Origin of the sequence: Eubacterium sp. BL-380-WT-2B, from assembly GCF_009696115.1 — a bacterium.
Classification (GTDB): domain Bacteria; phylum Bacillota; class Clostridia; order Eubacteriales; family Eubacteriaceae; genus Eubacterium; species Eubacterium callanderi.
Map to the genome: position 1 here is coordinate 173713 of NZ_VUMP01000004.1, position 23811 is coordinate 197523.

The window sequence follows — 23811 nt, forward strand, 5'->3', positions numbered from 1 at the left end:
ACAAGGGAGGGGAAAGACCATGAAAAATAATAAAATTGACAAGCTGGCCATCGGTGCAACGCTTTTAATTGTCGCAGTGCTTTCGATCTATATTATATCATTTCCAGCTGCCGCAACCTTTCATTTAAATCAGCTGCGACTTTTGATTGTTGACAAGCTGGGCGTTTATTTTATTCTGGTAACCATGGGCGTCTTTATTGTCAACATTGTGCTCGCTTTTTCAAAATACGGCCAGATCAGAATCGGGGAAGGGCAGCCCGAATACCGAACCTTCAGCTGGATCGCGATGATCTTTTGTGCGACCATGGGTACTTGTATTCTCTATTGGGGAACATTGGAATGGGTTTATTATTATACGGCACCGCCGATGGGATTAGAACCTGAGAGCATTGCGGCGGCGCAGGTCGTTTTGTCTTATAATTTTTTTCACTGGGGTATACCGGCCTGGGGCATTTACGCCATCGGCACTGTGCCCATCGCCTACCGTTATTATGTACGAAAACAGAGCGGACTTTCGCTGGCAGGCGGCTGCGAGGGTGTCACCAGAGGCAACCCCATTCTCGATAAGCTCATTAATATCGTGTTTATTTTTGGCATTATATCCGGGATCATCATTGTCTTTGGTACTGGTATCCCCATGCTGGTCAACAATCTGCACAACAGCATTGGCACGCCGGACACCTTTTTGATGCGGATTTTAATGATTGTGCTCGTGACCTTTATTTTTACCCTGAGCGCTTACGCAGGTCTTGAGAAAGGCATGAAATTCTGCTCTGACATCACGACCTATATGGTTTTTGCTCTGCTGGCCTTTATTCTTATTTTTGGCGGCACACAGTTTCAGCTGGAGAATACGGTAAAAAGTTTTGGGATGATGATCAGTAATTTCATTCCCATGTTTTTTGAAACAGAGCCAATTACCAAGACCGGTTTTGTGGGCGACTGGACGATTTTTTACTGGGCGTGGTGGATCACGCTGGCTCCCTGGCTTTGGATTTTTATCGCTAAAATATCAAAGGGACGCAGCATACGGGAAATTGTGCTGACTATTTCCGTGGCAGGTCTGGGCAGTACCGTTCTGTTTTTTGGTGTCCTTTCAAATTATGGGTTGCATTTACAGTTGACTGAGGCTTTCGATTTTGTTACGATTTTACAGACTCAAAGTCCTGAGCAAGTGATCTCTACGGTTATTATGGCTTTGCCCTTTGGTAAAATCGTGTTATTTATCTGGTTTGTTGTGGGAACGATGCTGCTTGTGACCACCTTAGATTCAGCCGTTTTCACACTGGCGGCCGCATCTATAAAAGACTTGAAAACCGACACCATTCCCCCCAATTATCTCAAACTATTCTGGGCTATAGCCATTGCGGTAATCCCCATTTGCCTGATGTTTGCGAATGCAGATCTGAATGTCTTTAAATCGACCATTGTCATTACAGCTATTCCGGTTTCGGTCATTTTGATATTCTGTATCATCTCAATTTTTAAATGGTTAAAAGAGGATTATGGGAATATGACCCGGAATCAAATTAACGCACAGTTTTTTCAAGATAAACAAGAAAGCCATCATGCCAGAGAATAAATGCTTCTAGAGGCCATTTGCCGGCCTCTGTTTTTTAATTTGAGATGGAGTAATTTAAACCCATTGAAGAAAAAACAGAGAAAGGATATAATAAAATTATTAAACCACATTATCAGGGGGGATGGATAATGTATAATAAAAAATTTAAATACAGTGCCTCCTATCTGGAATATCTCAACAGCATTGATAAATCCTTTTATATTGATGTTTTAGAGCACTGCACCAATGAAGTATACGTCTCGGACGCAGAGGGAACGGTGATCTATGTCAATCCGAGGGCAATGCAGAACTATGGCCTGGAGCCTGAAAAGCTGGTGGGAAAAACCAACTATGATGTTTGGGAAGGTATGTGGTATCCGCGAGTTATTGACCGCTGTATCGCAGAGCGCCGTTCCATCTGCGTCCTGCAGACCTACCTGATCACAGGGAAAGAGCTGGTGACAGTGGCAACGCCTGTGTTTGACGAAAACGATCAGGTGGTGTATGTGGTTTGCGTTGTTCAGGAGGAGGAGCAGGACTACGATATCAGCTACAAAAACATTGAGGGTGCCGGAAATAAAAAAGAGAGCAAGGCGAAAAGAGAAGTTGACAATGAAATTGTCAGTTACAATTCAAGCTTTTGCAACCTGTTGATCCGTATGCAGCGGGTGGCTCAGTCCGATGTGCCCGTGATGCTTCTAGGCGAGTCGGGTACCGGCAAAAGCTTATTGGCAGAGTATGTTCATAAAAACAGTCTGCGCAAGGATAAGCCGTTTATCATGATCAACTGCGCAGCCATTCCAGAGAACCTTTTGGAGTCCGAGCTCTTTGGCTACAGTCCCTATGCCTTTACAGGCGCAAATCCCAAGGGAAAAGTTGGGTTGATTGAGTTGGCAGACGGCGGAACCTTATTTTTGGACGAAATTGGTGACCTGGCGCCAAGCCTCCAGGCCAAGCTGTTAGATGTCCTTGAAAATAAGCGGTTTATTCCTGTCGGGGGGCAGGAAGTCCATTCAGTTGATATCCGTGTGATTACGGCGACGAATCAGAACCTCGAAAAGCTTGTAGAGGATAAAAAGTTTCGGGAGGACCTGTTCTGGCGGATTAATATCTCCGCCATCACAGTACCACCCCTGCGGGAGCGCCGGGACGATATTCTGCCGCTGATCACTTTTTTTCTAAATAAAAACAACGTAAAATATGGAAAGAAAAGGGAGATATCGCCGGAGGTCATCGGTATTTTGCAGGCTTACAGCTGGCCTGGAAATATCCGCCAGTTAAAAAATCTGATTGAGCTCTTGTGCATTATGGCCAACGGTAACACGATTACCATTGAGGATTTACCCGATTTTATTCTGGATAAGGTTGGCGAGCGAAGTACTGCCGAAAATGCCTTTGAAGCCATTATCGACCAGGTAAAGCAAGCGGTGATACAGGATTACTATAAGCGTTATCCCAGCAGCCGTGAGCTGAGCAAGGCACTTGGTTTTAGCCAGTCAAAGGCCAACCGGCTCATAAATCAGTATTGCAGGACACTGGAAAGCGAAGCGGCAGTAAGCAGCACTGTGGATGAAGGATAAAAAGATTTAAAAAACAGGTACGGCGCATTTCAGACCCTACCTGTTTTTTTAATCTAATTGAGAATGGCAAAAGCGATGTTCAGATAGGTAGCGAACAGAATCCAGAGGAGGTAGGGCACCATGAGGCCCGCAGCCAGAGTGGAGATCTTTTTAAACCACACAATACAGGCGATGACCGCCGCGTCCAGGAGCAGGATAACCACGGCTGCCAGCCAGAAGGAGCTGCCGCCAAAAAAGAGGATACTCCACAAAAAGTTGAGGAGCAGCTGAATGACAAAAAGCCCGACGGCTGAGCGTTTGAGCTTTTCGTCTGTGTTCGTCCGTAAAACCAGAAAAATGGCAATGCCCATGAGCAGGTAGAGCACGATCCAGACCGGCCCGAACACCGAGCCCGGCGGCGACAGGGGCGCCTTGTTGAGCATGGCGTATTTACCGGCAATGTCGCCGGCCAGAAGTGAGGAGCAGAAGCCCACCAGCTCCACCACCACCACGGCGAGGATTAACTGAAGAATAGGTATTAATTTATTTTTAGTCATGATATTACCTCCTTTAAGGCTTTTGTTTTAATCATATTTATCCAGAATCGGGCTTGTGAAACAAAAAACAGCCTGCAGACAATACGGATCACCGTATTCATTTGCGCCCGGGTGTGCTAAGATAAGAATAACAGAGGCTGCTTTACAGCGATGTTCGGATCGCTGTGGGGTTACCTGCTGCAGTAGAAAAAAGAATATGAGGTGAACCAAATGACTGAAAGAGAAAAAATGCTGGCGGGTGAGCTGTACGACTGCAGCGATCCGGAGCTGCTGGCGCAGTGGCACAAAGCCAAGGACCTGGTGCGGGCCTATAACCAGACAGCTTCAGAAAATTTGGATGAGAAGAACCGGATTTTGGCGGCCCTTTTGGGAAAGCGTGGTGCAAACCTGTGGATAACACCGCCGTTTTATGTGGATTATGGCGTCAACATCTGCTTTGGTGAGAACTGCGAGGTCAACATGAACTGCACATTTTTGGACGATAATAAAATCGTCATCGGGGACAATGCTCTCATCGCGCCCAATGTCCAGATATACACGGCATTTCATCCGGCCAGCGCGGCGGACCGTTTCGGACCGCCCAGAGAAGACGGGAGCTTTGCTTTCTGCAAGACCCAGACCGCGCCAGTTATCATCGGCGACAATGTCTGGATTGGCGGCGGAGCCATTATTCTGCCCGGTGTCACCATTGGCGATAATGTGGTCATCGGCGCGGGCAGTGTGGTGACAAAGGATATTCCATCAGATAAGGTTGCGATCGGAAGCCCCTGCCGGGCTGTCCGGGAGAATACATGAGCGTGGAACCGTTCTGACTGAAGCTGAGGACAGAGCAGTTTTAATTGGTTGTACTTCTGCTGTACTCCCTACGGTATCATAGAGGAAAGAATACCCGTGAAGGAGGAACAGAAAATGAAACTGCGGAAAACCATTAAGAAGAATTTCAGCCCGCTCCTGGCAGCGCTGCTGGTAACGCTCCTGCTGGCAGTCATGATTTTAATGGTGGGCCTGATCGGCCGCTCCATAAAGGATCAGCTGCTGCGCTCAGGTAGTCTTCCCCAGGGGCAGATCGTCAGCCTCGCAGAGGAAACGCGCTCGGGAGGCGAAAAGCGTGGTGTTTTATAAAAAGAATAATATTTCTGGAAACTTCCGGCGCTGCCAAAGGGCAGCGATACCAAAAAGGGTCTGCTGAAATCATTGCGATTTTGGCGGGCTCTTTTTTATTTATGAAGAATTTCTTAAGTGTATTGACAATTCGTCTGGATGAATGTATTATTGTATTAAGTTCTTAGTACAACAATACAGTAATACAAAGGAGGACATTATGGAATGGATCATTGATTCCGACCGGCCGGTATACAAACAGCTCATCGAGCAGATAGAACTCCGGATCGTTTCCGGTCTTTTCGCCCCAGGCGATAAATTGCCATCGGTCAGAGAAATGGCGGCAGAGGCTTCAGTCAATCCGAACACTATGCAGAAAGCACTTTCGGAGCTGGAGCGGACAGGCCTTGTGTATGCGCAGCGGACAAGCGGCAGATTCATAACGGAGGATAATAAAATGATACAGGAAACAAAAGAAAATTTAGCGATCAAGGAAATTGAAAACTTCCTGGAAAAAATGGAAAAGCTCGGATTTAAGAAAGAAGATATCATCACACTGATGGAACGTGATGATAAGGAGGGAAAATAATGAACCCAATTTTAGAATGCATTGACCTGACAAAGAAGTTCGGCACCAAGGAAGCCTTGTCCGAAGTGAACTGTCAGCTTCCAAGAGGCCGTATCATCGGGCTTTTAGGTCCTAACGGCAGCGGCAAGACCACACTTATCAAGACAGCGACCGGGCTTCTGACCCCCACGTCCGGACAGCTTCTGGTGGCTGGCATGGCCCCCTCGGTCGAGACCAAGAAGATTGTGTCCTACCTGCCAGACCGCACCTATTTAAGCGACTGGATGACCGTCACCCAGCTCATCGCCTTCTTTGACGATTTCTACGAAGATTTTAACAGCGTGAAGGCCTACAATATGATCAGCGACCTGGGCATCGACACCAAGGACCGCATCAAGACCATGTCCAAGGGGACCAAGGAAAAGGTCCAGCTGATCCTGGTCATGAGCCGCGACGCAGAGCTGTATCTTTTAGATGAGCCCATCGGCGGGGTCGACCCGGCCGCGCGGGATTACATCCTGGGAACCATCATTACCAATTATAACGAAAACGCGACTGTGGTCATCTCGACCCATCTGATCGCCGATATTGAAAAGGTGCTGGACGAGGTGGTGTTCATCAACCAGGGACGCATCGTCATGAATGCCAGCGTGGATGAAATCAGAGAAAAACAGCATAAATCCGTGGATGAGCTGTTTAGAGAGGTGTTCAAATGTTAGGAAAACTCATGAAATATGAAATCAAGGGAACGGCCCGTCTGCTGCTGCCCGTCTACGCGGCGCTGCTGGCCATGACCCTGATTAATAAAATATTCCTGTCCATCAACTCAGAGGCCACGGGCTTCATCATGACAACCGGTATCAGTATGGCGCTCTATGTCTGTATCATCATTGCTCTGGTGGTCATGACCTTTATTGTCATCATTCAGCGTTTTTATAAAAACCTGATGACCGACGAGGGCTATCTGATGTTTACGCTCCCTGTGCCTACCTGGCAGCAGATTGTCTCCAAGCTGGTCATTGCCCTGATGTGGACCTTTGTATGCGGTATTGTTATCATGCTGTCCATTATGATCCTGGCCATCGACGGCGCCAGCCTGCAGTATATGGGTGAGTTCTTCCAGGAACTGGGGCGTGCCTTCAACTCACCAGAGGGCGGACAGGCTGCCCTGATTCTGATCGAGCTGTTTATCCTGATGATCGTTGGCGTTTGCTGCAATGTTCTTCAGGTGTATACCTCCATCTCAGTGGGACAGCTCTTCGGCAAGCATAAGATCATCGGCGCTTTTGTGACCTACATTGCCATCAACATCATTCTGCAGATCATTTTTACAGTGATGACCGTCAGCTTTGCCTTAACCTCAGATACCAGTATGCTCAACGCGTTTTTTAACAATATGGACCCTGTGACCGCAGTCAACTGGATGCTGAACATTGGAACCCTGGGTAACCTGATCCTGTCAGCGATCTACTTTGCAGTGACGAACTATATCCTGAAAAATAAACTCAACCTGGAATAATCCAGAGAGAAATTTAAAACCCCCGGCACGGTCTGAAGCAGACCGTACCGGGGGTTTTTAGGTTCTTGCTCACTTACCGTACACGGTTTTTCTTAAGAAATCCAGATCATCGGTTTGGGACATCTCGTTCGAGGACCATTGGTCGTCAATCATCATGACGCGCTTACTCTGGGAGGTGTACGGCTCCCAGACGACGCCGGATGCAAGGGCGGTGCCCTGGTTGGGATCGCCGGTTTTAATGAAGTTTACCCAGGCGGTGTGCATGTCGACGGCGGTTTGTTTTCCGGCCTTGTCGAGCTTCAGGCTGTCAAGCTCATTGCCGAATACAAGCGGTAGCTCGGAGGCGTGGTAGGCTGCAGGGTTATCCGGGGTGCTGTAGTTAAATTCATAATAGTAAACCGGATGCCCGTTTTGGCTAAGGGTGTCGGCAAATGTGGTGGCACCCAGGCGGAAACCGGCCAGCGTCAGCAGCTGCCGCGCTCTATCAGAGGCTGTGTGTTCGGCGTCGACCGGCCAGCGTGCAAGGGCTTGCTCCGCAGCTTCAGCCCCCAGAATACGGTAGGCGTAGGCGGCATAATCTCCGGCCTCCAGACCATCCGGAATAAAAATCAGACCCTCATCCCTGTTGTTTCCGACTAACAGGCGAACCGGGTTATAATCCCCATTAGCCAGTGCCTTCTGGGGGTCGACGGGCAGCACCACGCCATCGTTGACTGGCCAGAAGCTCAGGGCGTTGGGCAGAGTCATATCCATGTTAAATTGGGACATGGCTGTGAGGGCGTGGCCGTCGATCTGGCGCAGGCGATTAAGCCCCTACAGACTGTCGTCCGCCCCAAAGCTACGGGCAAAAGCACCGGAGACAGCGGCAGACGCAGACGCGTTGCCTCCTGAGTAGGGCGAGACTGCCGAAGCGTCCAGAATACAGCCGCTCTCCATAATGGCCTGATTAAAAAGCCCTTTGGCCAGGGGGCTCATGATCAGGGCTGAAACGCTGAAGGAACCAGCCGATTCACCGCCGACGGTGATGTTTTCGGGATCACCGCCAAAGGCACTGATGTTTTCCTTCACCCATTTAAGAGCCTGTATCTGGTCCAGTGTGCCAAAGTTGCCTGTTGTGCCGTCCTCAGCTTTTGAAGCCTCAAGCCCCAGAAAGCCAAGAGCGCCCAGCCGGTAATTGATGGTGACGCCCACCACGCCGTCTTTGGCAAAATTTGTACAGTCATACATGCTTTTTGCCCCAGAGCCCTGGAAATAGGCGCCGCCGTGGATAAAAACATAAACCGGCTGTTTTTCGCCCTCCTGGGCGCTGGTCCATACGTTCAGGTTCAGACAGTCCTCATCTGGTGTGGGAATATCATCTGCAGTGGGCTGGAGTGCCGATGAGCCAAACTCAGTACAGTCCAGGGTGTCACTCCAGGGCTCTGCTGGTTCGGGCGTCAGGAAGCGCAGACTGCCCACCGGCGGTTTTGCATAGGGAATGCCTTTGTAAACAGACACGCCGTCCTGCTCGAGTCCTTGCACGCGGCCAAGAGTTGTCGTCGTATAAACAGATTGAACGTCCGAGTCCACAGCTCGTCCACCCGTGGATGAGCAGCCTGCCGCTGTTAAAAGCAGGCCCAAAATCAACAAAAATAGAACTAAAAATTGCCGTTTACATGTTTTCATTGCAAGCCCTCCATGTTTTTAGTACTTTTATTATAACGGCATAGAGCGCAGGCTTCAATCGTTCCACTTAAAAGACAGGTCTGACCGCATAAACAAGATGGTTTCTTAAGAATAAAAAAGAGAAGTCAGGCAGGTGATGTGTCCCCCTTTTACTGGACAAAACAGTAGAAGGGGATTTTTCTTATGCGTTACAGTTATGAATTTAAATTAAGATGTGTAGAATTGTATAAAGAAGGGAGCTGGATGGAAACACCAGAAAATATTAAAACAAAATTCTTTAGAGATAAAATCAGACAATGGTGTCGAATTGTAGACTCGTGTGGTTCGCAGGTGTTAAAACATTCTGATCAATCTAAAGAATGGGCACCTGATTTTTCATTCAGATCAAGGTTGGCAGTATCAACATGAATTTTACCGGAAGACTTTGAAAAAACATGGGATTATCCAATCTATGTCCAGAAAAGGCAATTGTTATGATAATTGTATCATGGAAACTTTCTTTGGAAGACTGAAAACAGAAATATATTATGACCATGAATCAGAATATAAATCTTTTGAAGTGTTCTCAGTAGCAGTTAAAGAATATATATACGACTATAATAATAAAAGAATTCAGGCTAAAACAAAATGGATGCCGCCTGTGATTTACAGACAAGCATCCACATAATAATTTCTATTCGATATGTGTCCAGAAATCTGGGTACACATCATAGGGTGACTTCTCTTTGGCCGGTACGGTTTATATAGACCATACCGGGGGTTCTTGGTTTTACTCCACAGTCTCCGTCTGAGTCCCCGGAACAGGGACTGCGTCGGAAATGGGAAGGATCTTCTGATGATAGATGCGTCTTAAAAAAGCCGCACTGAAGAGAACCGAAGCGATCTCGGCAATGGGGAAGGACCACCAGATGGCGTCCAGATTGCCGGTGAGGGACAGCAGATAGGCCGCGGGCAGCAGCACCACCAGCTGGCGGGCCACTGAGACGATCAGGCTCAGCACCGCGTTGCCAAGGGCCTGGAACACGGACAGCGAGATGATACAGAAGCCCGCGAACAGAAAACTCAGGCTGATGATCCGCAGCGCCACTGTGCCGATGGCCAGCATATCCGGCGAGGCGTTAAAAATGGAAAGAAGCGCTCCCGGGAAGAGCTGGAATACAAGAAAGCCAAGGATCATGAGCCCCACGGCGTACAGCATGCTCAGCTTGATGGTTTTGACGAGCCGGTCCTTTTTCTGAGCGCCGTAATTGTAGGCAATGATGGGCACCATGCCATTGTTCAGGCCCATGACCGGCATAAAGATAAAGCTCTGGAGTTTGAAGTAAACTCCGAAAACCGCTGTGGCCGTAGAGGTAAAGGCCAGCAGAATTTTGTTCATGCCAAAGGTCATAACTGAGGTGATGGACGCCATGATAATGGAGGGCACGCCCACCGCATAAATACGCCGGATGGTGCCGCCGTTTGGCCTGAAGCCCCGGAGCTTCAGGGTGAGCTCATGGTTTTTCCTAAGGTTCAGAATACAGGCAAACAGCATGGCCACGACCTGGCCGATTACCGTCGCGGCGGCTGCGCCGGCTACCCCCATTTTTGGGAAGCCAAAAAGCCCGAAGATCATGATGGGGTCCAGAATCAGGTTGATGATGGCTCCGGTGGTCTGGGTGCACATGGTGAGCAGCGTCTTGCCCGTGGCCTGAAGCAGGCGTTCAAAGGTAATCTGCCCGAAAATGCCAAAGGAAACCACAGAGCAGATCGCCAGATACTGGGTGCCGTAATCCACGATTTCCCCAATGTTTGTCTGGGTCTCGAAGAAAAAGCGGGTAAAGAAAAGCCCGAAGATAACGAAAGCCAGAGAGCTGAGGACAGCCAGGAAAACTCCGTTGTTGGCAGCCCGGTTGGCCTCTGTAAAATTTTTTTCGCCCAGGCTCTTAGACAGCAGAGCGTTGATCCCCACGCCTGTGCCTGTGGCGATGGCGATCATCAGGTTCTGTACCGGGAAGGCCAGCGATACGGCAGTCAGCGCGTTCTCGCTGATCATGGACACAAACATGCTGTCCACAATGTTGTAGAGCGCCTGAACCAGCATGGAAATCATCATGGGCAGGGCCATAGTGATCAGCAGGCGGTTGACCGGCATGACGCCCATTTTGTTCTCACCGGCCGGGTAGGACTCTTGACGCATAAAGATCACTCCTTTTTGAATATGAATTAATTTTTCACAAAATGAATAGCAGTGCCCATCCCTGAAAAACTGAGATGTCACACTGCCTGTTATTATTATAATAATTGCCGGCTTTAATGTCAATGAATGAAGGACAGGCTGTTGCCGTTTGCAAAATGTGAATACGTTTAAGAAAAACATGATACAATAATAGAGAAAACTCAGAAATGAAGCATAAAGGAAGAGGAAAATTATGAACGAAGCATTGCGAGCGATGGTAGAGGCCTGCGATTTTGAGGAAACCGTAGCCGTCGACCCCAGACAGATTCACATCACCCAGGACGTCCGGGACGCCTGCGCCAAAAACGACTGTGGCCATTATGGCCAGAATTATATGTGTCCCCCGGCCGTCGGTGATCTGGACCACTACCGTGAGGTGGTAAACAGCTACACAAACGGGTTGTTGTTTTCACAGGTATACCGGTTTAAAAACCGGCAGGATTACCGCCGAATGAATGAGATCATGGCTGGATTTGAAAAAACCGTGGAGAAGCTGCACCGCGCCATCCGCCAATCCGATTTGGAGGGAACCGTCTTTTCAGCGGGCTGCTGCACCATCTGTAAGGAATGCGGCATCCTGACCGACGAGCCCTGCCGTTTCCCCGACGAGGCCATGCCCTCCCTGGAAGCCTCCGGCATCGACGTGGTTCAGCTCACAAAGGATACCGGACTGGTCTACAATAATGGGCCCAAAACCATGACCATCATCGGCCTGATTTTATACAACGAATAAAAGCTTAAGAAAAGACAGCCTTGTGAAGGCTGTTTTTTGCGGTTTTAATGCGCGTGACAGGTCATGAAAACGTGAGCGGTTAGAAAAGGCGGCAGACACACTTGTTTTTACTTGGAATTATGTTATAATATCCTCATTGTACGTTCATGTAAAGTAATTCTGTTATAAGGAGGGGAATGGCTCAAACCACTTTGCATCAATGGAACAAAAGCGCCAGAACTCATACGTGAGCCCGTAATATTTGAGTTGACGAGGACAGGGAGTATCGAAAATTCGGCGGATGCCCTGGAAGGTGGACTGTTAAAACAGCGGAGTGATCCGCTGCACAGAGCAGACACCAAAATCTACTTGAATGAGGTGCATTTATTATGTGTGGAATCGTTGGTTATATTGGTCTGAATCAGGCCCAGAAAGTATTGATTGATGGTCTCTCAAAGTTAGAGTACCGCGGTTATGACTCAGCCGGCATTGCAGTGCTGGACAAGGACAATGCGATTAAAGTCAAAAAACGCAAGGGCCGTCTGAAAAATTTAGAGGATGAGCTTGAAAAAGAAGCTCTGATGGGTACAGCTGGCATTGGCCATACCCGCTGGGCCACCCACGGCGAACCTTCTGATATCAACTCCCATCCCCATTGCAGCATCGATAACCGCATCGCGGTCGTCCACAATGGGATCATTGAAAACTACATCGAGCTCAAGGAAGAGCTGATCAAAAAGGGACACCTTTTTGTGTCCGATACCGATACTGAGGTCATTGCCCATCTGCTTAATTCTCTGTACACCGGGGACATGGTTGAAACCCTGCGCCTGGCCATTGACAAAATCAAAGGCTCTTACGCGCTGGGCATCCTCTGCAATGAAGAACCCGACCGTATTATCGCCGTTCGTAAGGACAGCCCGCTGATCGTGGGCCTGGGCGAAGGCGAAAACTACATCGCTTCCGACATCCCAGCTATCCTAAGATACACCCGTAAGGTCTATCTGCTGGATAACGACGAGATCGCCATCCTGACCCGTGACAGCGTCACCGTGCTGGACGAATCCGGCCGTGAAGCCGGCAAGCAGGTCTTTAACGTGGATTGGGATCCAGGCGATGCCGAAAAGGGCGGTTACGACCATTTTATGCTCAAGGAAATCCATGAACAGCCAAAGGCGATGGCCGATACCCTGACCGGACGTTGCTTCCCGGATAAAATCGTGCTGGACGACGTCAACCTTGACGCCGAAACCATGAAGAGTATCAACCGTATCCAGATTGTAGCCTGCGGAACCGCCTACCACGCCGGAATGGTTGGAAAATACCTGATTGAAAAATTTGCCCGCGTAGCCGTCGAAACCGAACCGGCCTCCGAGTACCGTTATAAAGACCCGCTGGTCGATGCGCACACCCTGCTCATTGTCATCAGCCAGTCCGGCGAAACCGCCGACACCTTAGCCGCTATCCGTCTGGCCAAAGAAAAAGGCGCCCGCGTCCTGGCCATTACCAATGTGGTGGGCAGCTCCATCGCCCGCGAGGCAGACGATGTGCTGTACACCAACGCCGGTCCCGAAATCGCTGTGGCCTCCACTAAGGCTTACGTGACTCAGGTGGGCTGTATGATTTTGCTGGCCCTGCATTTCGGTCTGTTAAACGGCCAGGTAGACGAAGGCACCATGAAGCGTGTTACCAATGGCCTGAAGGATACCTCAGCCCTTATTGAAAAAGCTTTGGGAGACCATGACAAGATCAGGGAATACGCCTACGAACATTTTAAGGTTGATGATATGTATTTTATCGGGCGTGGACTGGACTACTACACCTGTCTGGAGGGCTCCCTGAAAGCCAAGGAAATTTCCTATATTCATTCCGACGCTTATGCGGCCGGCGAGCTGAAGCACGGTCCCATCGCTCTGGTTGATGTGGGAACTGTCGTCATTGCGGTCTGCACTCAGGAGAACGTCTTTGATAAAATGCTCAATGCTATCAAAGAGGTAAAGGCCCGCGGCGCCAACGTTATGGCCATTGCCAAAGAAGGTCATGAAGAGATCATCCCCGAAGTGGATCAGGTTTTCTTCATCCCACAGATGGATGATGAGATCACCCCGATCCCAACGGTTGTTTATCTCCAGCTCCTGGCCTATTACCTGTCCGTCGCCAGAGGCTGCGACGTCGACAAGCCAAAGAACCTGGCAAAATCCGTCACGGTTGAATAAAAAAGAAATTGCGAAAATAAATAAAGAGGTACGGTCTGTTTCAGACCGTACCTCTTTTTGATTAAATGATCAGCACTTCCGCAAATAGTCCTGCTTTACACCAGAAAGCAGATGCCCTCGGTATTGATTTCACGCACGATGTTCTGCCCCTGGAACAGACAGCTGTCAACAACATTCTGGTCTATCCTGAAAAGACGTGGAACAATGGCCTCGATGATGTTGACAATGTCCGGAATGCTGAGTTTCCATCGATCTTCAAAATAGTTGATAAAAAAATCCCTTCGCGCAGCAGACTGCATCACCATAAAAATATCAAACTCCTGCTTAGAAATAGATAAATTAAAATCTTCAATGTAATTCCAGTAGACAACGTCAGTGACTTCTCTGAGCATTTCATAATTTGAATGCTTTTTTTGCCGCAGTTCTTTAAAAAAAACACAGTTGTTTTCATTGCTCAATAAAATTTCATAATAAATATGCGACACGACAATCTGTCGGTACAGGCTGTTTGTAATGTTCAACTCAGAATAGCTGTCAACCCTGTTTTGGATGCTTCGGTAAAAATCCTTTAAGATCATTGAGACCAGCTGATCCTTAGTCTTAAAATAATAAGTGACAAGCCCCTGTGGCACCTGAGCTCTCTCTGCAATTTTTTTGATAGTCCCCTTGATATAGCCTTCTGCATAAAAAACTTCTTTAGCCGTAGCGTATATCTTTTCCCGACTGTTTTTCTCTTCCATAGCAACCTCCATTCTTGTATTATAGCATTTTTAAACAAAAATAGCAACAAAATCATCGTTTGTGCACAAAGGATCATAAAATGTGTAAAAAATGGTTTTTATAGTATTTTACATAAAAAATACAACTATAAATCGATAACATAAACAAAAAAATAAAAAATAATTGGTTTTTTATTAAGAAAAACAAAACTGAGCTTGACAAAAGAAAAACAGCGTGATATAAAATAATTAGTTTTCGAAAACAAAATACAAAAAAGAGGGGATTGCATTAATGATTAGTGCTGAAGAGATGAAACAAGAGCGCACCGAGCTGTTTCAGGATTTATATACCTTGAAAAAACCAAAGCGCGTTCCGATTACAATTAAGGTGAACAATGAATTTGGCATCCAGTACGCGGGAATGGATCTGATTGATACTCAATGGCACCCCGAAAGGATGGAGGCTGCTGCCAATAAAATCTGCGAAGATTTTTTTGCCGACAAGAATCCATTTGGATCCAGACGTTTTCCGGCTTTTTATACCTTTACAGATTCAACTTATTTCAAAATTGCGTCCAGTGGGTTTTTACAGCATCCGGAAATTGCGCCGATGCAGCCGGAGGAATACCCAGAGCTGGTTGCCAGCCCTTATGATTTTCTCATCGAAAAAATTTTGCCGAGGCTTTACAAGGCCTTTGATGGCAGTAATATTTTGCAAAGTCTGAATTTTGCGGTCAGCATGAAGGCCAAAGAAGATGACGATCAGGCAGCAGGCGCGATCAGCAAAAAGATCAGTCAAAAATTTGGATATTTTAATCCGGATGCAAAGTCAGCCGTTTTTGCACCATTTGATTTTATCGCGGATATTCTGAGAGGCTTTACCGGAACTCTGATGGATATAAGACGCTGCGGTGAGATGGTTCAGGAGGCCTGCGAGGCAGTGCTGCCACTAATGGTTCAGCTGGGGATTACAAGCAGACCAACTGTTATGAGTGAGTGTTATATTCCGCTTCATATGGCGCCTTATATGAAGACAAAGGACTTTGAAAAATATTACTGGCCCACATTTAAGACCATGATCGAGCAGATTATGGCATCCGGACAGGGAATCTCAATTTTCTGTGAGCAGGACTGGACACGGTATCTCGACTATCTGGCTGATCTCCCTAAGGGACTCCGGATTCGCTTTGAATATGGGGAACCGCAGCAGATCAAGGACAAAATTGGCCATAAGCACATTATATCAGGTCTGTATCCCTCAGCGTTTTTTGCGACAGAGAAGAAGTCAGTCTGTCTGGATAAGGCCAGGGAGCTGATGGATATTCTGGCGCCGGGCGGGAACTATGCCTTTGATGTGGACAAGGTCATGGCAACCTACGATGGCGGCGGCGAGAACATTGTGGCAGTGCTGGATTTTGTAAGAGAATATGGAAAGTACTGAGGTGTTGAGAATGAAGTGGCAGAGAGAATCAAAATATTATATCACCTGGGATGAATTTGTTGAGATGCATCCAGACCTTGACGAGCACAACCAGACGGCCGCGAAGGATCGCTTCGAGCAGTATCAGGAACAAATTTTCCGGCTGATTATGTCTTATTTGTTTTAAGGAGAGAGATAAATGGAAAATGCCGATAAAAAACAGCTTTTAGAGAAAAGAATCAATCGTTTTGTCACAACGAGCAACCTTGAGGAGCCGGATATTGTGCCAATTATGTCACAGATCAATTCCTACGCCATTGCCTACTGCGGAAAAACTGCGTGGGATGCGTTTGAGGACCCAGAGCTTGAGAGACAGTGCTACCGGAGAGCCAGTGAAGCCTTCTACTTTGACGGCCTGTCAATTTTTGGACTGAACCATCCTTTCAAGGCATACCTTGATGTGGAAAGCCCAACCTACTTTGTCTCGGAAGACGGCGTGACCATTCAGCACCGTGAGACTTCATCCATGACCGATGCTGAATACGATGAGTTTTGTGAGGATCCCATTGCTTTTATTGCTAACAAAATCGCGGCGCGTAAAATAAAGGCTTTTGAAAAGCCCTATCCAGAAAATTATGAGGCATTGAAAAAACTGCTCGACACTATTGCGGCCTTCAAGCAGAACAGCGCTGAGAACCGCAGGTATGTTCTGGAAGAGATGGCCATGCCCATTCTGTCCAGCCGTTCCGCGCCAAACCCCTGCGATAACTTTTTTGATTTTATCCGCGGCTTTAAGGGGACGCTTAAGGATATACGGCGCTTTAGCGATAAGGTGGGGAAAGCGGTTGAGGCTTTAACGCCATACTATGAAAAAAGCATTCCGAGCAGTCAGGAGGAGCCGTTTCCATGGCTTTTAAGCACCTGTCACATACCGACATTTTTATCAAAGGAACAGTTTAAAAAAGTTTACTGGCCTTACATGAAGCGCTGTATTCTGGCAGCGCACGAAAATGGAACAAAGTATATGGCTTTTCTTGAAGGTACCTGGAAACAGCACTTTGATCTGTTTGAAGAAATACCAAAAGGGGCTTTGATTGCTATCTTGGAGAGTGATGACATCATCGACTTTAAAAAGCGTTTTGGTGACCAGATTACTGTGGCAGGCGGTATGCCGCTGGCAATGCTGAAGCATGAAACTGAGAAGGCCTGCATTGACCAGGTGAAACGGGTTTATGACGCCTGTGCGCCCGGCGGCGGTTTTATCTTCACGGTTGACAAGCCGCCCCTTGGACCAAAGGATCTGAATGTTGATAACTTAAAGGCGGTCAACGCTTTTGCGCATGAATACGGTCGATACTAAAAGGAGGAGTTGACATGGAGGAAAAAACAGTGCTGGAATTGATTGAAGACTATGTCAAAGAAAAGGCAGACGACAAAGAGCTCACAGAAGAACAGCTAAGAAAGCAAGTTGAGGCAAATGTTATCGCGTTATTGAGAGTTTAAAGGAGAGAGAAATGGAAGCAATCGATCATAACAAATCGGCTTTAATCGATGAACTGCAAAAGCCCAAGGTTCGTCCGATCGGATACATCGCGTTGATTCTTGGCATTATCATGTTTTCAGGCATACTGACAGGTAATCCAACGTTTTTAAAATTCTGGGATTATTCAAACCTGACGGGTAAATTTGGCGCTCTTGGCGAAGGCGTAAAAAACATTCAGGGAAGCGGCGGCAGCGGCGCGCGCGATGGCTTTATGTACGCTCTGACCGTCTGGCCGTCCATCAGTCTGGCCCTCGCGCTGATCAATGTCATTGAGGGGATGGATGGGCTAAAGGCAGGACAGCGCCTGCTTAACCCACTTTTAAGACCTTTGCTTGGCATTCCGGGGTGGTGCTCACTGGCACTGGTCGCGGGGCTGACGGCGTCCACTGATGCCGGGACAGCATTGACCCTGGATCTGGTTGAGAACGATTTAATTAACGAGCGGGAGCTCTCGATCTTTGGATGTTTTAATTTTGTGGCCTCAGGATATATTGGCAGTGCCCTTACCCTTGCCGGTACCTATGTGCCTTATCTGAATGAATATGGTATTGGACTCTGGCTGGTGCTCCTGGTTGGGGTGCTTGGGAAGTTTTTAGCAGGTAATATGATGCGGCTCTACATTCTGCTGACAAGCCGGAAAAAAGAAGCGAAGGAGGCATAACGATGAATTTTAAGGACCCCACAGGCAATGTTTTAACCGATTTTACAGAGGGCGCAAAGAAAGGGATATGGATGGCGCTGTTCAATCTTACGCCAAACTTCATCATGGCTTTTACGCTTATCCAGATTTTAAATTTAACGGGCTGCATGGACATTTTGTCCAATGTTTTCAGTCCGCTCATGGGAATTTTCGGATTACCGGGAGAAGCGGGCGTCTGCCTGGTAACAGGTTGGCTGTCCTGCCCCGGTGGTATTGCGACCATGTGCTCGCTGGCCGAATCAGGTGTTATTACAGGCAAGGCGGTGGCACAGCTGATCCCGATGATCTACTTGTTTGGCGGACAGCTCCAATATACTGGAAGAATTTTATCGATGATTAAAATGCCGGGAAAATATTATTTTCCAACCTATATTATTGGTTTTTTATGTATGATCATCGTGGGAATCATCATGCGCTTTGTAGTCGCAATGTTTTAGAGAATGCGAAGGGGGCCATTGCCCCCTTTCAAAAAAGGGGAGGCATTCACATTGGCAGATTTAAAGGAAAAGTATCTTTCAGTCATTCAGATACCAGAATTGGATAAAGGGCTGACGCCCAAAAATGACCGCTACTTTGTTTTTAAGAACCAGCCAGCCTGCCTGCTGGGAAAAAGAGCGCATTTACAGGTAAGTCTGATCATCGCAGCGTTTATTTCGTCCTTTTTCTTCAAGAACGACCGGGTGTATCTGGCAGCGTGCTGTGTCGCCTTTGGCCTTTGTCTGTGGTACCTTTATGACAGCCGTTATATGAAATATTACAAAAGGATGATAAAAGCCTATTCTTTTTCAAGGGATAAGCAGGTACTCAAAAACCTTAACCGTCTGATCGACAGTAAGCGCGTTTTTATATCAGACATGCCACAGGTCTACTATGTTTTAAAAGCAAAGGAACGGCTGAGCAATAAAGATTTTATGGCAGCAGAATACCTGGCAGACCAAATGCTGAAGGAAAAGAGGAACAGCATTGAGGGACTGTATTTAAAAGCGCTCTGCCGCTACTGCAAACAGGACAGCATCGGTGCCAAACATTATTTCCTGCTGCTCAGCAAAAGAAACGATGCACCGGAATACGCCGAGTGTGCGCAGGCACTCATGGCTGAGGGAATGTAGAAAAATGACGCCGCAGCAGTATTTGCTCCTGAGTGTTCTGGTACTGGCCGTTCTGCTGTTTTTCACAAAGTGGATCAGCTTAACAGCCACGGTTATTCTGATCAATGTGCTTTTGTTTTTCAGCAGAGTCATCAGCATGGGGGACATCTTTTTGGGTTTGACCGATTCCAGTGTTATTCTTGCCGGCGCCATGTTCATTCTGGGCGGCGCCGTTCTTAAAACCGGGGCAGCGCGGTCGGCGGGAGAGCGGATTACAAGGCACATCGTAAAGGAAAGAAATGTTATGCTTGTTTTTATGCTGCTGGCCTGCGCCGCCTCAGCATTTATGTCGGCCATCGCGACCATCAGCATTCTGGTACCCATCGCCATTGGCGTCTGTCAGGCCAATAAAGAATACCGGCTGCCCAGACTCCTGCTGCCCATTGCGATTGCCTGCTCGGCCGGAGGGATGATTACCCTGATTGGCAAGCCTGCCAATCTTATGGCGAGAACCCTGCTTGAGGAAAATGGTCTGGGAACCATTGGCTTTTTTGAGTATGCCAAAGCCGGAATTCCCGTTTCGCTGGCGATCATTTTGTTTATGTATTTTTGGGGGTATCGGCTGTTACCCGACCGACCGGTTGAAATTGACCGACCGGTAAGAGACGCGGCGGAGCCGCCGGAATCGTCCATGGCAAAGCAGCGTTTGTCCGTTTTGATTTTCGGCCTGGTCATTCTGGGGTTTCTGCTTGAAAGTGTCACGGATATTCCGCTTCAGATAACAGCTCTGTGCGGGATTCTGGCTCTTTTGGCGTTAAAGGTGATTACCGACAAGGAGGCCTTTACGCTTGTGGAGTGGCCAACGCTTATTCTGGTGGCCGGTATGTTTCCTATGGCAAAGGCCATGATCAGCACGGGGACAGCAGACTTAATCGCACAGTTTTTCATTAATCTTATGGGTCAGAATCATTCGCCGATTCTGTTCTTAGGCCTTCTGTTTGCATTGATCTCAATTTTGACAGAGGTGATGTCCAACACCGCCTGCTGTGCGCTGTTTGTACCCATTGCCATCGCGATTGGCCAAAGCCTGTCCATTAATCCTGCTTGTTTAGTCATGGCGGTCACCATCGCGTCAGGCTGCTCCTTTGCATCACCCATCGGCACCCCCATCAATGCTTATGTCATGAGCTATGGCGGCTATGAGTTTAAGGATTATCTGCGCGTTGGCATTTGGCTGAATGTGCTGAGCTGGGGTGTCTGTATGGTTATTATTCCAGTATTCTGGCCATTTTAGGAGGTGCGGTCTGTTTCAGACCGTACCTCTTTTCTGGTCTGCCTTCGGCGAGATCGTGAATTTACCTAACGCCAGAATAATGGCCTGAACACCCGTCGGCACTGTGGGCGGGGACAAAAACAGGAAGCAGGCGGGTCATGGGGGTGAAAACCTGAAACGGTTTAAAGGCCGGAAAAGCGTTCAGGCAATTGAACTGGCGGCGGGTTCACGTTATAATGGTGGAGTTTGGAAGGATATTTTACAATGGAAGGGAAAACGCATGACAGAAGCAATCATTTTTGATATGGACGGCCTCATGTTTGATACCGAGACCATATCCATTCCCAGCTGGGTAAAGGCAGGCGAAATTCTGGGTTACCCCATTACAGAAGCCATGATTTTTGAGTTGTTCGGCATGAATCCGGTGGCGGTGAATGCCTACTGGAAAGAGCATTTCGGGGACAGTTTTGACTGTGGCGCGGCTATGAAGCTCCATCTCGATTATATGGAGGACTATGTGCGGGAAAACGGCGTGCCGCTGAAACCGGGGCTGATCACGCTGCTGGATTTTTTAAAGGAGCGGGGATATCGGTTTACCATCGCCTCATCCACACAGCGCCCGATGATTAAGATGTACCTGGAGCGCGCTGAGATCGGCCACTATTTTACCGACCAGATCGTGGGCGGCGACGAGATCATAAACGGAAAACCTGCGCCGGATATTTACCTGAAGGCAGCTCAGAAGCTGGGGACAGCGCCGGAATGCTGCATGGTCTTTGAGGACTCTCTGGCAGGTATCGAATCGGCCTGGCGGGCAGGTATGAAGCCTGTGATGGTGCCGGATAAGGTGCCGGCGGACGCCGTCACAGAGGAGCGGCTGTACGCTAAGCTAAAAACCCTGGACGAGGGGATTGAGCTGCTTATAAAAGAAAGCTGAAGGCAGGGTGTGAAACACACCCAGTCCTCAGCTTTTTTCGTTGGTGACTCTGAATTCTGGCGGCTGCTCGCATTTCAGATCCTCGCTCAGGTGGCGGTCATCATTGATATACGCGATCTCAAGCTGATTGTCCGAGTCAAAGATAAATTTGCACACCGCAGTGTTGCGCAGAATCTGCTGTTCCATCTCCTCAAAGGGCAGGCCCTTTGCATACCATAGAAAGGTCTGAATAGCAAAACCGTGGGAAATACAGGCGATGGTCTTGCCGGCGTTTTCAGCCACAATGCGTGTGAGTGCGCTGGTAACCCGGTCGTAAACGTCGCGGGTGCTTTCGCCGCCAGGGGCCTGAAAATTGGGGAGGTCGGTTTTGAAGGTTTCCATGAGTCCGGGAAACGCCTCGTCGATGACAGAAATCTTCTTGGCCTCCATGAGGCCGCCGTCCACCTCCACGATCCCCGGCTCCACCAGGATTGGGAGGTCTTTATCACCCCGGAGGCCCTCGGCGGTCTGGCGGGTGCGCTGCAGGGGTGTGCAGTACAAGACATCAACGTCAATGTCTTTAAAACGTTCGCCAAGGGCCCGGGCCTGTTTCAGGCCGAGATCGTTCAGGGGAAGGTCCAGAACGCCCTGAAAAATACCATTGGCGTTGGCGTCGGTGGTACCGTGACGAATCAGATAAAGGGTTGTCAATTTTGTTCACCTCGTTGTTGTTTTGTCACTGTTTATTATAACATATCTGTGAAAAAAGGTCAGCTTGGGCGGTGTGAGAAAAAAGCACAAATGTAACTTAAGTGTATTATTTTTGTATCAAAACGGCCTTTTTCTGGACAATTCCATAGAAGAACTGTATAATTAATAAGTTAATCGAATAAGAGAACAAATTGATTGAGGTACCCATGAAACTAAATTGTATTTTGGAAGATCCGGAGATTGTAGAAGTACGGAACAATAATCCCGAGATTGATATTGAACATATTGCCTATAATTCCCAGAAGGTAGTCCCGAACAGCATGTTTGTGGCTATCAGAGGACTGAAAACCGATGGACACAAATACATTGGCGACGCCATCAGCCGGGGCGCCATCCTGGTAATCTATGAACACGATCTGGATGAATACCAGGATGATATCATGTATGTCAAGGTAAAAAACGCCCGCCACATGCTGGGAACCATGTCCAGCCGTTTTTACGGCCATCCGTCAGAAGCGCTCTCCATTACCGGCGTGACCGGCACCAATGGAAAAACCACGATTACCCATATGCTCAAGAGCATTTTTCAAAAGGACGGACGCAAATGCGGCCTGATCGGCACCATCAACAACCAGATCGGGGATGAAATTATTGACAATGCCGGCCGTACCACGCCAGATTCGCTGGAGGTACAGGAGATCATCTCGGAAATGGTAGAATCTGGCTGCCAAAACCTGGTGATGGAGGTCTCGTCTCACGCGCTGGATCTTGACCGCGTCAACGGTGTGGCCTTTGATTACGGCATTTTTTCCAATCTGACCCAGGACCACCTGGATTACCATAAAACCTTTGAAAATTATTTTGAAGCTAAGGCCAAGCTGTTTACCTATACTTCCAAGGCCAACATCATCAACTGTGACGATGTGTGGGGTAAAAAGCTGTATGACCGCTGCGCTCAAAAGAAGGGTGTTGCTGTATACTCCTACGGGCTGAACCCAGAATGTGATTTTTACGCCAGAGATATGAAGTACAGCATCGAGGGCACCCGCTACACGCTGGTGACCAAGGACGGCGAGGAAGAAATTTTTATTTCCATCCCAGGCGAGGTCATGGTTTACAATAGTATGGCCGCCATTATCAACGCACTGCTGGAAGGTATTTCCATCGAAGTTATCAAGGAAGCCCTGGCTTCCATGAGCGGCGTAGAGGGCCGGATGGAGCGTCTGGATCTGGACACTGAATTTGATATCATCATCGATTATGCCCACTCACCGGACTCTCTGGAACGCCTGCTGAAATCTGTGAAGACCATGTACGACGGCAAGGTTTATCTGGTCTTTGGCTGTAATGGGGACCGCGATAAGGAAAAACGCCCCATCATGGGCCGGATCGCCGGCGAGTTTGCCGACCATGTCATCGTGACATCAGACAATCCGGCCAGCGAGGACCCACAGTCCATCATCGACACTGTGGCTGCGGCTGTGGCGGAAAAAACCGATGCCTGCGAGACCGTGCTGCGTCGCTGGGATGCCATCTACTATGCCGCTACCCTGCCAAAAGCGGGTGATGTGCTGGTACTGGCCGGAAAGGGCCACGAAAAACAGGAGACCATGAAGGATGAAAACCTGTATTATAACGAATGGGAAACCGCTGAGGAAGCCGTGAGACGGCTGAAAGCTGGAAAATAAAAGAAAAAGCGCCGGATCGGATGTCCCGGCGCTTTTTTAACGGAGGAGTACTTTTTTAGATAACGTGTGATACGATT

25 protein-coding genes and 1 pseudogene are annotated in these 23811 nt (G+C 48.2%); 21 read left to right on the forward strand and 5 right to left on the reverse strand.

Annotation, left to right across the window (positions count from 1 at the left end):
* Window positions 1–19 precede the first annotated feature (19 nt).
* Entirely contained in the window at window positions 20–1582 is a 1563-nt protein-coding gene (locus FYJ53_RS09110; RefSeq protein WP_148427826.1) for a BCCT family transporter, read from the forward strand.
* 128 nt (window positions 1583–1710) lie between these two features.
* Window positions 1711–3141 carry a sigma-54-dependent Fis family transcriptional regulator gene (locus FYJ53_RS09115; RefSeq protein WP_148427824.1) on the forward strand — a complete coding sequence of 477 codons (1431 nt, stop codon included), beginning with the start codon at window positions 1711–1713 and terminating at the stop codon, window positions 3139–3141.
* Window positions 3142–3194: 53 nt separating this feature from the next.
* Here the strand turns inward: FYJ53_RS09115 and FYJ53_RS09120 are convergent, their stop codons facing one another.
* A complete protein-coding gene (locus tag FYJ53_RS09120) occupies window positions 3195–3677 on the reverse strand; it encodes a TspO/MBR family protein (RefSeq protein WP_148427822.1) in 483 nt (160 codons plus the stop codon).
* A gap of 210 nt (window positions 3678–3887) precedes the next feature.
* On the opposite strand from FYJ53_RS09120, the gene FYJ53_RS09125 reads away from it, so the two are divergent.
* The 5 genes from FYJ53_RS09125 (at window position 3888) to FYJ53_RS09145 (ending at window position 6865) form a co-directional block, all read left to right on the forward strand.
* A complete protein-coding gene (locus FYJ53_RS09125) occupies window positions 3888–4472 on the forward strand; it encodes a sugar O-acetyltransferase (protein ID WP_148427820.1) in 585 nt (194 codons plus the stop codon).
* Between the two features lie 114 nt (window positions 4473–4586).
* Window positions 4587–4799, forward strand: a complete 213-nt coding sequence (locus FYJ53_RS09130) for a hypothetical protein (protein ID WP_013378807.1) — start codon at window positions 4587–4589, stop codon at window positions 4797–4799.
* Between the two features lie 199 nt (window positions 4800–4998).
* Window positions 4999–5367 (forward strand): GntR family transcriptional regulator, encoded by a 369-nt coding sequence (locus FYJ53_RS09135; protein ID WP_148427818.1) that lies wholly within the window; start codon window positions 4999–5001, stop codon window positions 5365–5367.
* A complete protein-coding gene (locus tag FYJ53_RS09140; RefSeq protein WP_013378809.1) occupies window positions 5367–6065 on the forward strand; it encodes an ABC transporter ATP-binding protein in 699 nt (232 codons plus the stop codon). Before FYJ53_RS09135 ends, FYJ53_RS09140 begins: the two co-directional genes overlap by 1 nt.
* A complete protein-coding gene (locus FYJ53_RS09145) occupies window positions 6059–6865 on the forward strand; it encodes a hypothetical protein (protein WP_090410652.1) in 807 nt (268 codons plus the stop codon). The genes FYJ53_RS09140 and FYJ53_RS09145 overlap by 7 nt, the downstream gene beginning before the upstream one ends.
* Before the next feature lie 69 nt (window positions 6866–6934).
* Here FYJ53_RS09145 and FYJ53_RS21455 read toward each other — a convergent pair.
* Window positions 6935–8530, reverse strand: a pseudogene (locus FYJ53_RS21455) (carboxylesterase/lipase family protein).
* Window positions 8531–8773: 243 nt separating this feature from the next.
* On the opposite strand from FYJ53_RS21455, the gene FYJ53_RS09160 reads away from it, so the two are divergent.
* Window positions 8774–8938 carry a hypothetical protein gene (locus tag FYJ53_RS09160; protein ID WP_154557274.1) on the forward strand — a complete coding sequence of 55 codons (165 nt, stop codon included), beginning with the start codon at window positions 8774–8776 and terminating at the stop codon, window positions 8936–8938.
* On the forward strand, window positions 8901–9197 hold the full coding sequence (locus tag FYJ53_RS21825) for an IS3 family transposase (RefSeq protein ID WP_368260539.1): 297 nt from the start codon (window positions 8901–8903) through the stop codon (window positions 9195–9197). Before FYJ53_RS09160 ends, FYJ53_RS21825 begins: the two co-directional genes overlap by 38 nt.
* A gap of 102 nt (window positions 9198–9299) precedes the next feature.
* On the opposite strand, the gene FYJ53_RS09170 is transcribed toward FYJ53_RS21825, so the two are convergent.
* The gene (locus FYJ53_RS09170) at window positions 9300–10709 is read right to left on the reverse strand and encodes an MATE family efflux transporter (RefSeq protein ID WP_090410655.1); all 1410 of its coding nucleotides are present in this window, start codon (window positions 10707–10709) and stop codon (window positions 9300–9302) included.
* 232 nt (window positions 10710–10941) lie between these two features.
* Here FYJ53_RS09170 and FYJ53_RS09175 point away from each other — a divergent pair, with 232 nt between their 5' ends.
* Together FYJ53_RS09175 and glmS are read left to right on the forward strand one after the other, a co-directional pair.
* Window positions 10942–11481, forward strand: coding sequence for a DUF2284 domain-containing protein (locus tag FYJ53_RS09175; protein WP_148427813.1), 540 nt, complete (start codon window positions 10942–10944; stop codon window positions 11479–11481).
* Between the two features lie 368 nt (window positions 11482–11849).
* Window positions 11850–13676: a glutamine--fructose-6-phosphate transaminase (isomerizing) gene (glmS, locus tag FYJ53_RS09180; protein ID WP_154557275.1), complete on the forward strand. Its 1827-nt coding sequence runs from the start codon at window positions 11850–11852 to the stop codon at window positions 13674–13676.
* A 95-nt stretch (window positions 13677–13771) separates the two neighbouring features.
* Here the strand turns inward: glmS and FYJ53_RS09185 are convergent, their stop codons facing one another.
* A complete protein-coding gene (locus FYJ53_RS09185; RefSeq protein ID WP_177190674.1) occupies window positions 13772–14416 on the reverse strand; it encodes a TetR/AcrR family transcriptional regulator in 645 nt (214 codons plus the stop codon).
* Between the two features lie 271 nt (window positions 14417–14687).
* Here FYJ53_RS09185 and FYJ53_RS09190 point away from each other — a divergent pair, with 271 nt between their 5' ends.
* The 9 genes from FYJ53_RS09190 to FYJ53_RS09225 all read left to right on the forward strand — a co-directional run bounded on the left by FYJ53_RS09190 (window position 14688) and on the right by FYJ53_RS09225 (window position 21356).
* Window positions 14688–15836, forward strand: a complete 1149-nt coding sequence (locus FYJ53_RS09190) for a uroporphyrinogen decarboxylase (RefSeq protein WP_090410658.1) — start codon at window positions 14688–14690, stop codon at window positions 15834–15836.
* Between the two features lie 10 nt (window positions 15837–15846).
* Complete coding sequence (locus tag FYJ53_RS09195; RefSeq protein ID WP_154557276.1) at window positions 15847–16002, forward strand: hypothetical protein; 156 nt, start codon at window positions 15847–15849, stop codon at window positions 16000–16002.
* Between the two features lie 12 nt (window positions 16003–16014).
* The gene (locus tag FYJ53_RS09200) at window positions 16015–17175 is read left to right on the forward strand and encodes a uroporphyrinogen decarboxylase family protein (RefSeq protein ID WP_148427810.1); all 1161 of its coding nucleotides are present in this window, start codon (window positions 16015–16017) and stop codon (window positions 17173–17175) included.
* A gap of 14 nt (window positions 17176–17189) precedes the next feature.
* Entirely contained in the window at window positions 17190–17318 is a 129-nt protein-coding gene (locus FYJ53_RS21660; protein ID WP_256168558.1) for a hypothetical protein, read from the forward strand.
* 11 nt (window positions 17319–17329) lie between these two features.
* Complete coding sequence (locus FYJ53_RS09205; protein ID WP_090410660.1) at window positions 17330–18019, forward strand: hypothetical protein; 690 nt, start codon at window positions 17330–17332, stop codon at window positions 18017–18019.
* Between the two features lie 2 nt (window positions 18020–18021).
* Entirely contained in the window at window positions 18022–18495 is a 474-nt protein-coding gene (locus FYJ53_RS09210; RefSeq protein ID WP_090410661.1) for a nucleoside recognition domain-containing protein, read from the forward strand.
* A 51-nt stretch (window positions 18496–18546) separates the two neighbouring features.
* Window positions 18547–19167, forward strand: a complete 621-nt coding sequence (locus FYJ53_RS09215) for a hypothetical protein (RefSeq protein ID WP_148427808.1) — start codon at window positions 18547–18549, stop codon at window positions 19165–19167.
* On the forward strand, window positions 19076–20440 hold the full coding sequence (locus FYJ53_RS09220) for an SLC13 family permease (protein WP_154557277.1): 1365 nt from the start codon (window positions 19076–19078) through the stop codon (window positions 20438–20440). Before FYJ53_RS09215 ends, FYJ53_RS09220 begins: the two co-directional genes overlap by 92 nt.
* A gap of 259 nt (window positions 20441–20699) precedes the next feature.
* Window positions 20700–21356 carry an HAD family phosphatase gene (locus FYJ53_RS09225; RefSeq protein WP_090410664.1) on the forward strand — a complete coding sequence of 219 codons (657 nt, stop codon included), beginning with the start codon at window positions 20700–20702 and terminating at the stop codon, window positions 21354–21356.
* A 27-nt stretch (window positions 21357–21383) separates the two neighbouring features.
* Here FYJ53_RS09225 and FYJ53_RS09230 read toward each other — a convergent pair whose 3' ends face one another.
* Complete coding sequence (locus tag FYJ53_RS09230; protein ID WP_013378827.1) at window positions 21384–22046, reverse strand: histidine phosphatase family protein; 663 nt, start codon at window positions 22044–22046, stop codon at window positions 21384–21386.
* 206 nt (window positions 22047–22252) lie between these two features.
* Here FYJ53_RS09230 and FYJ53_RS09235 point away from each other — a divergent pair, with 206 nt between their 5' ends.
* A complete protein-coding gene (locus tag FYJ53_RS09235; RefSeq protein ID WP_227929804.1) occupies window positions 22253–23734 on the forward strand; it encodes a UDP-N-acetylmuramoyl-L-alanyl-D-glutamate--2,6-diaminopimelate ligase in 1482 nt (493 codons plus the stop codon).
* Window positions 23735–23811: the final 77 nt, after the last annotated feature.

What these genes read in the sequence shown, in the direction of transcription:
- FYJ53_RS09110 (WP_148427826.1), top strand. Translation starts at nt 20, where the DNA reads ATGAAAAATAATAAAATTGACAAGCTGGCCATCGGTGCAACGCTTTTA.
- FYJ53_RS09115 (WP_148427824.1), top strand. Translation starts at nt 1,711, where the DNA reads ATGTATAATAAAAAATTTAAATACAGTGCCTCCTATCTGGAATATCTC.
- FYJ53_RS09120 (WP_148427822.1), bottom strand. Translation starts at nt 3,677, where the DNA reads ATGACTAAAAATAAATTAATACCTATTCTTCAGTTAATCCTCGCCGTG.
- FYJ53_RS09125 (WP_148427820.1), top strand. Translation starts at nt 3,888, where the DNA reads ATGACTGAAAGAGAAAAAATGCTGGCGGGTGAGCTGTACGACTGCAGC.
- FYJ53_RS09130 (WP_013378807.1), top strand. Translation starts at nt 4,587, where the DNA reads ATGAAACTGCGGAAAACCATTAAGAAGAATTTCAGCCCGCTCCTGGCA.
- FYJ53_RS09135 (WP_148427818.1), top strand. Translation starts at nt 4,999, where the DNA reads ATGGAATGGATCATTGATTCCGACCGGCCGGTATACAAACAGCTCATC.
- FYJ53_RS09140 (WP_013378809.1), top strand. Translation starts at nt 5,367, where the DNA reads ATGAACCCAATTTTAGAATGCATTGACCTGACAAAGAAGTTCGGCACC.
- FYJ53_RS09145 (WP_090410652.1), top strand. Translation starts at nt 6,059, where the DNA reads ATGTTAGGAAAACTCATGAAATATGAAATCAAGGGAACGGCCCGTCTG.
- FYJ53_RS09160 (WP_154557274.1), top strand. Translation starts at nt 8,774, where the DNA reads ATGGAAACACCAGAAAATATTAAAACAAAATTCTTTAGAGATAAAATC.
- FYJ53_RS09170 (WP_090410655.1), bottom strand. Translation starts at nt 10,709, where the DNA reads ATGCGTCAAGAGTCCTACCCGGCCGGTGAGAACAAAATGGGCGTCATG.
- FYJ53_RS09175 (WP_148427813.1), top strand. Translation starts at nt 10,942, where the DNA reads ATGAACGAAGCATTGCGAGCGATGGTAGAGGCCTGCGATTTTGAGGAA.
- glmS (WP_154557275.1), top strand. Translation starts at nt 11,850, where the DNA reads ATGTGTGGAATCGTTGGTTATATTGGTCTGAATCAGGCCCAGAAAGTA.
- FYJ53_RS09185 (WP_177190674.1), bottom strand. Translation starts at nt 14,416, where the DNA reads ATGGAAGAGAAAAACAGTCGGGAAAAGATATACGCTACGGCTAAAGAA.
- FYJ53_RS09190 (WP_090410658.1), top strand. Translation starts at nt 14,688, where the DNA reads ATGATTAGTGCTGAAGAGATGAAACAAGAGCGCACCGAGCTGTTTCAG.
- FYJ53_RS09195 (WP_154557276.1), top strand. Translation starts at nt 15,847, where the DNA reads ATGAAGTGGCAGAGAGAATCAAAATATTATATCACCTGGGATGAATTT.
- FYJ53_RS09200 (WP_148427810.1), top strand. Translation starts at nt 16,015, where the DNA reads ATGGAAAATGCCGATAAAAAACAGCTTTTAGAGAAAAGAATCAATCGT.
- FYJ53_RS21660 (WP_256168558.1), top strand. Translation starts at nt 17,190, where the DNA reads ATGGAGGAAAAAACAGTGCTGGAATTGATTGAAGACTATGTCAAAGAA.
- FYJ53_RS09205 (WP_090410660.1), top strand. Translation starts at nt 17,330, where the DNA reads ATGGAAGCAATCGATCATAACAAATCGGCTTTAATCGATGAACTGCAA.
- FYJ53_RS09210 (WP_090410661.1), top strand. Translation starts at nt 18,022, where the DNA reads ATGAATTTTAAGGACCCCACAGGCAATGTTTTAACCGATTTTACAGAG.
- FYJ53_RS09225 (WP_090410664.1), top strand. Translation starts at nt 20,700, where the DNA reads ATGACAGAAGCAATCATTTTTGATATGGACGGCCTCATGTTTGATACC.
- FYJ53_RS09235 (WP_227929804.1), top strand. Translation starts at nt 22,253, where the DNA reads ATGAAACTAAATTGTATTTTGGAAGATCCGGAGATTGTAGAAGTACGG.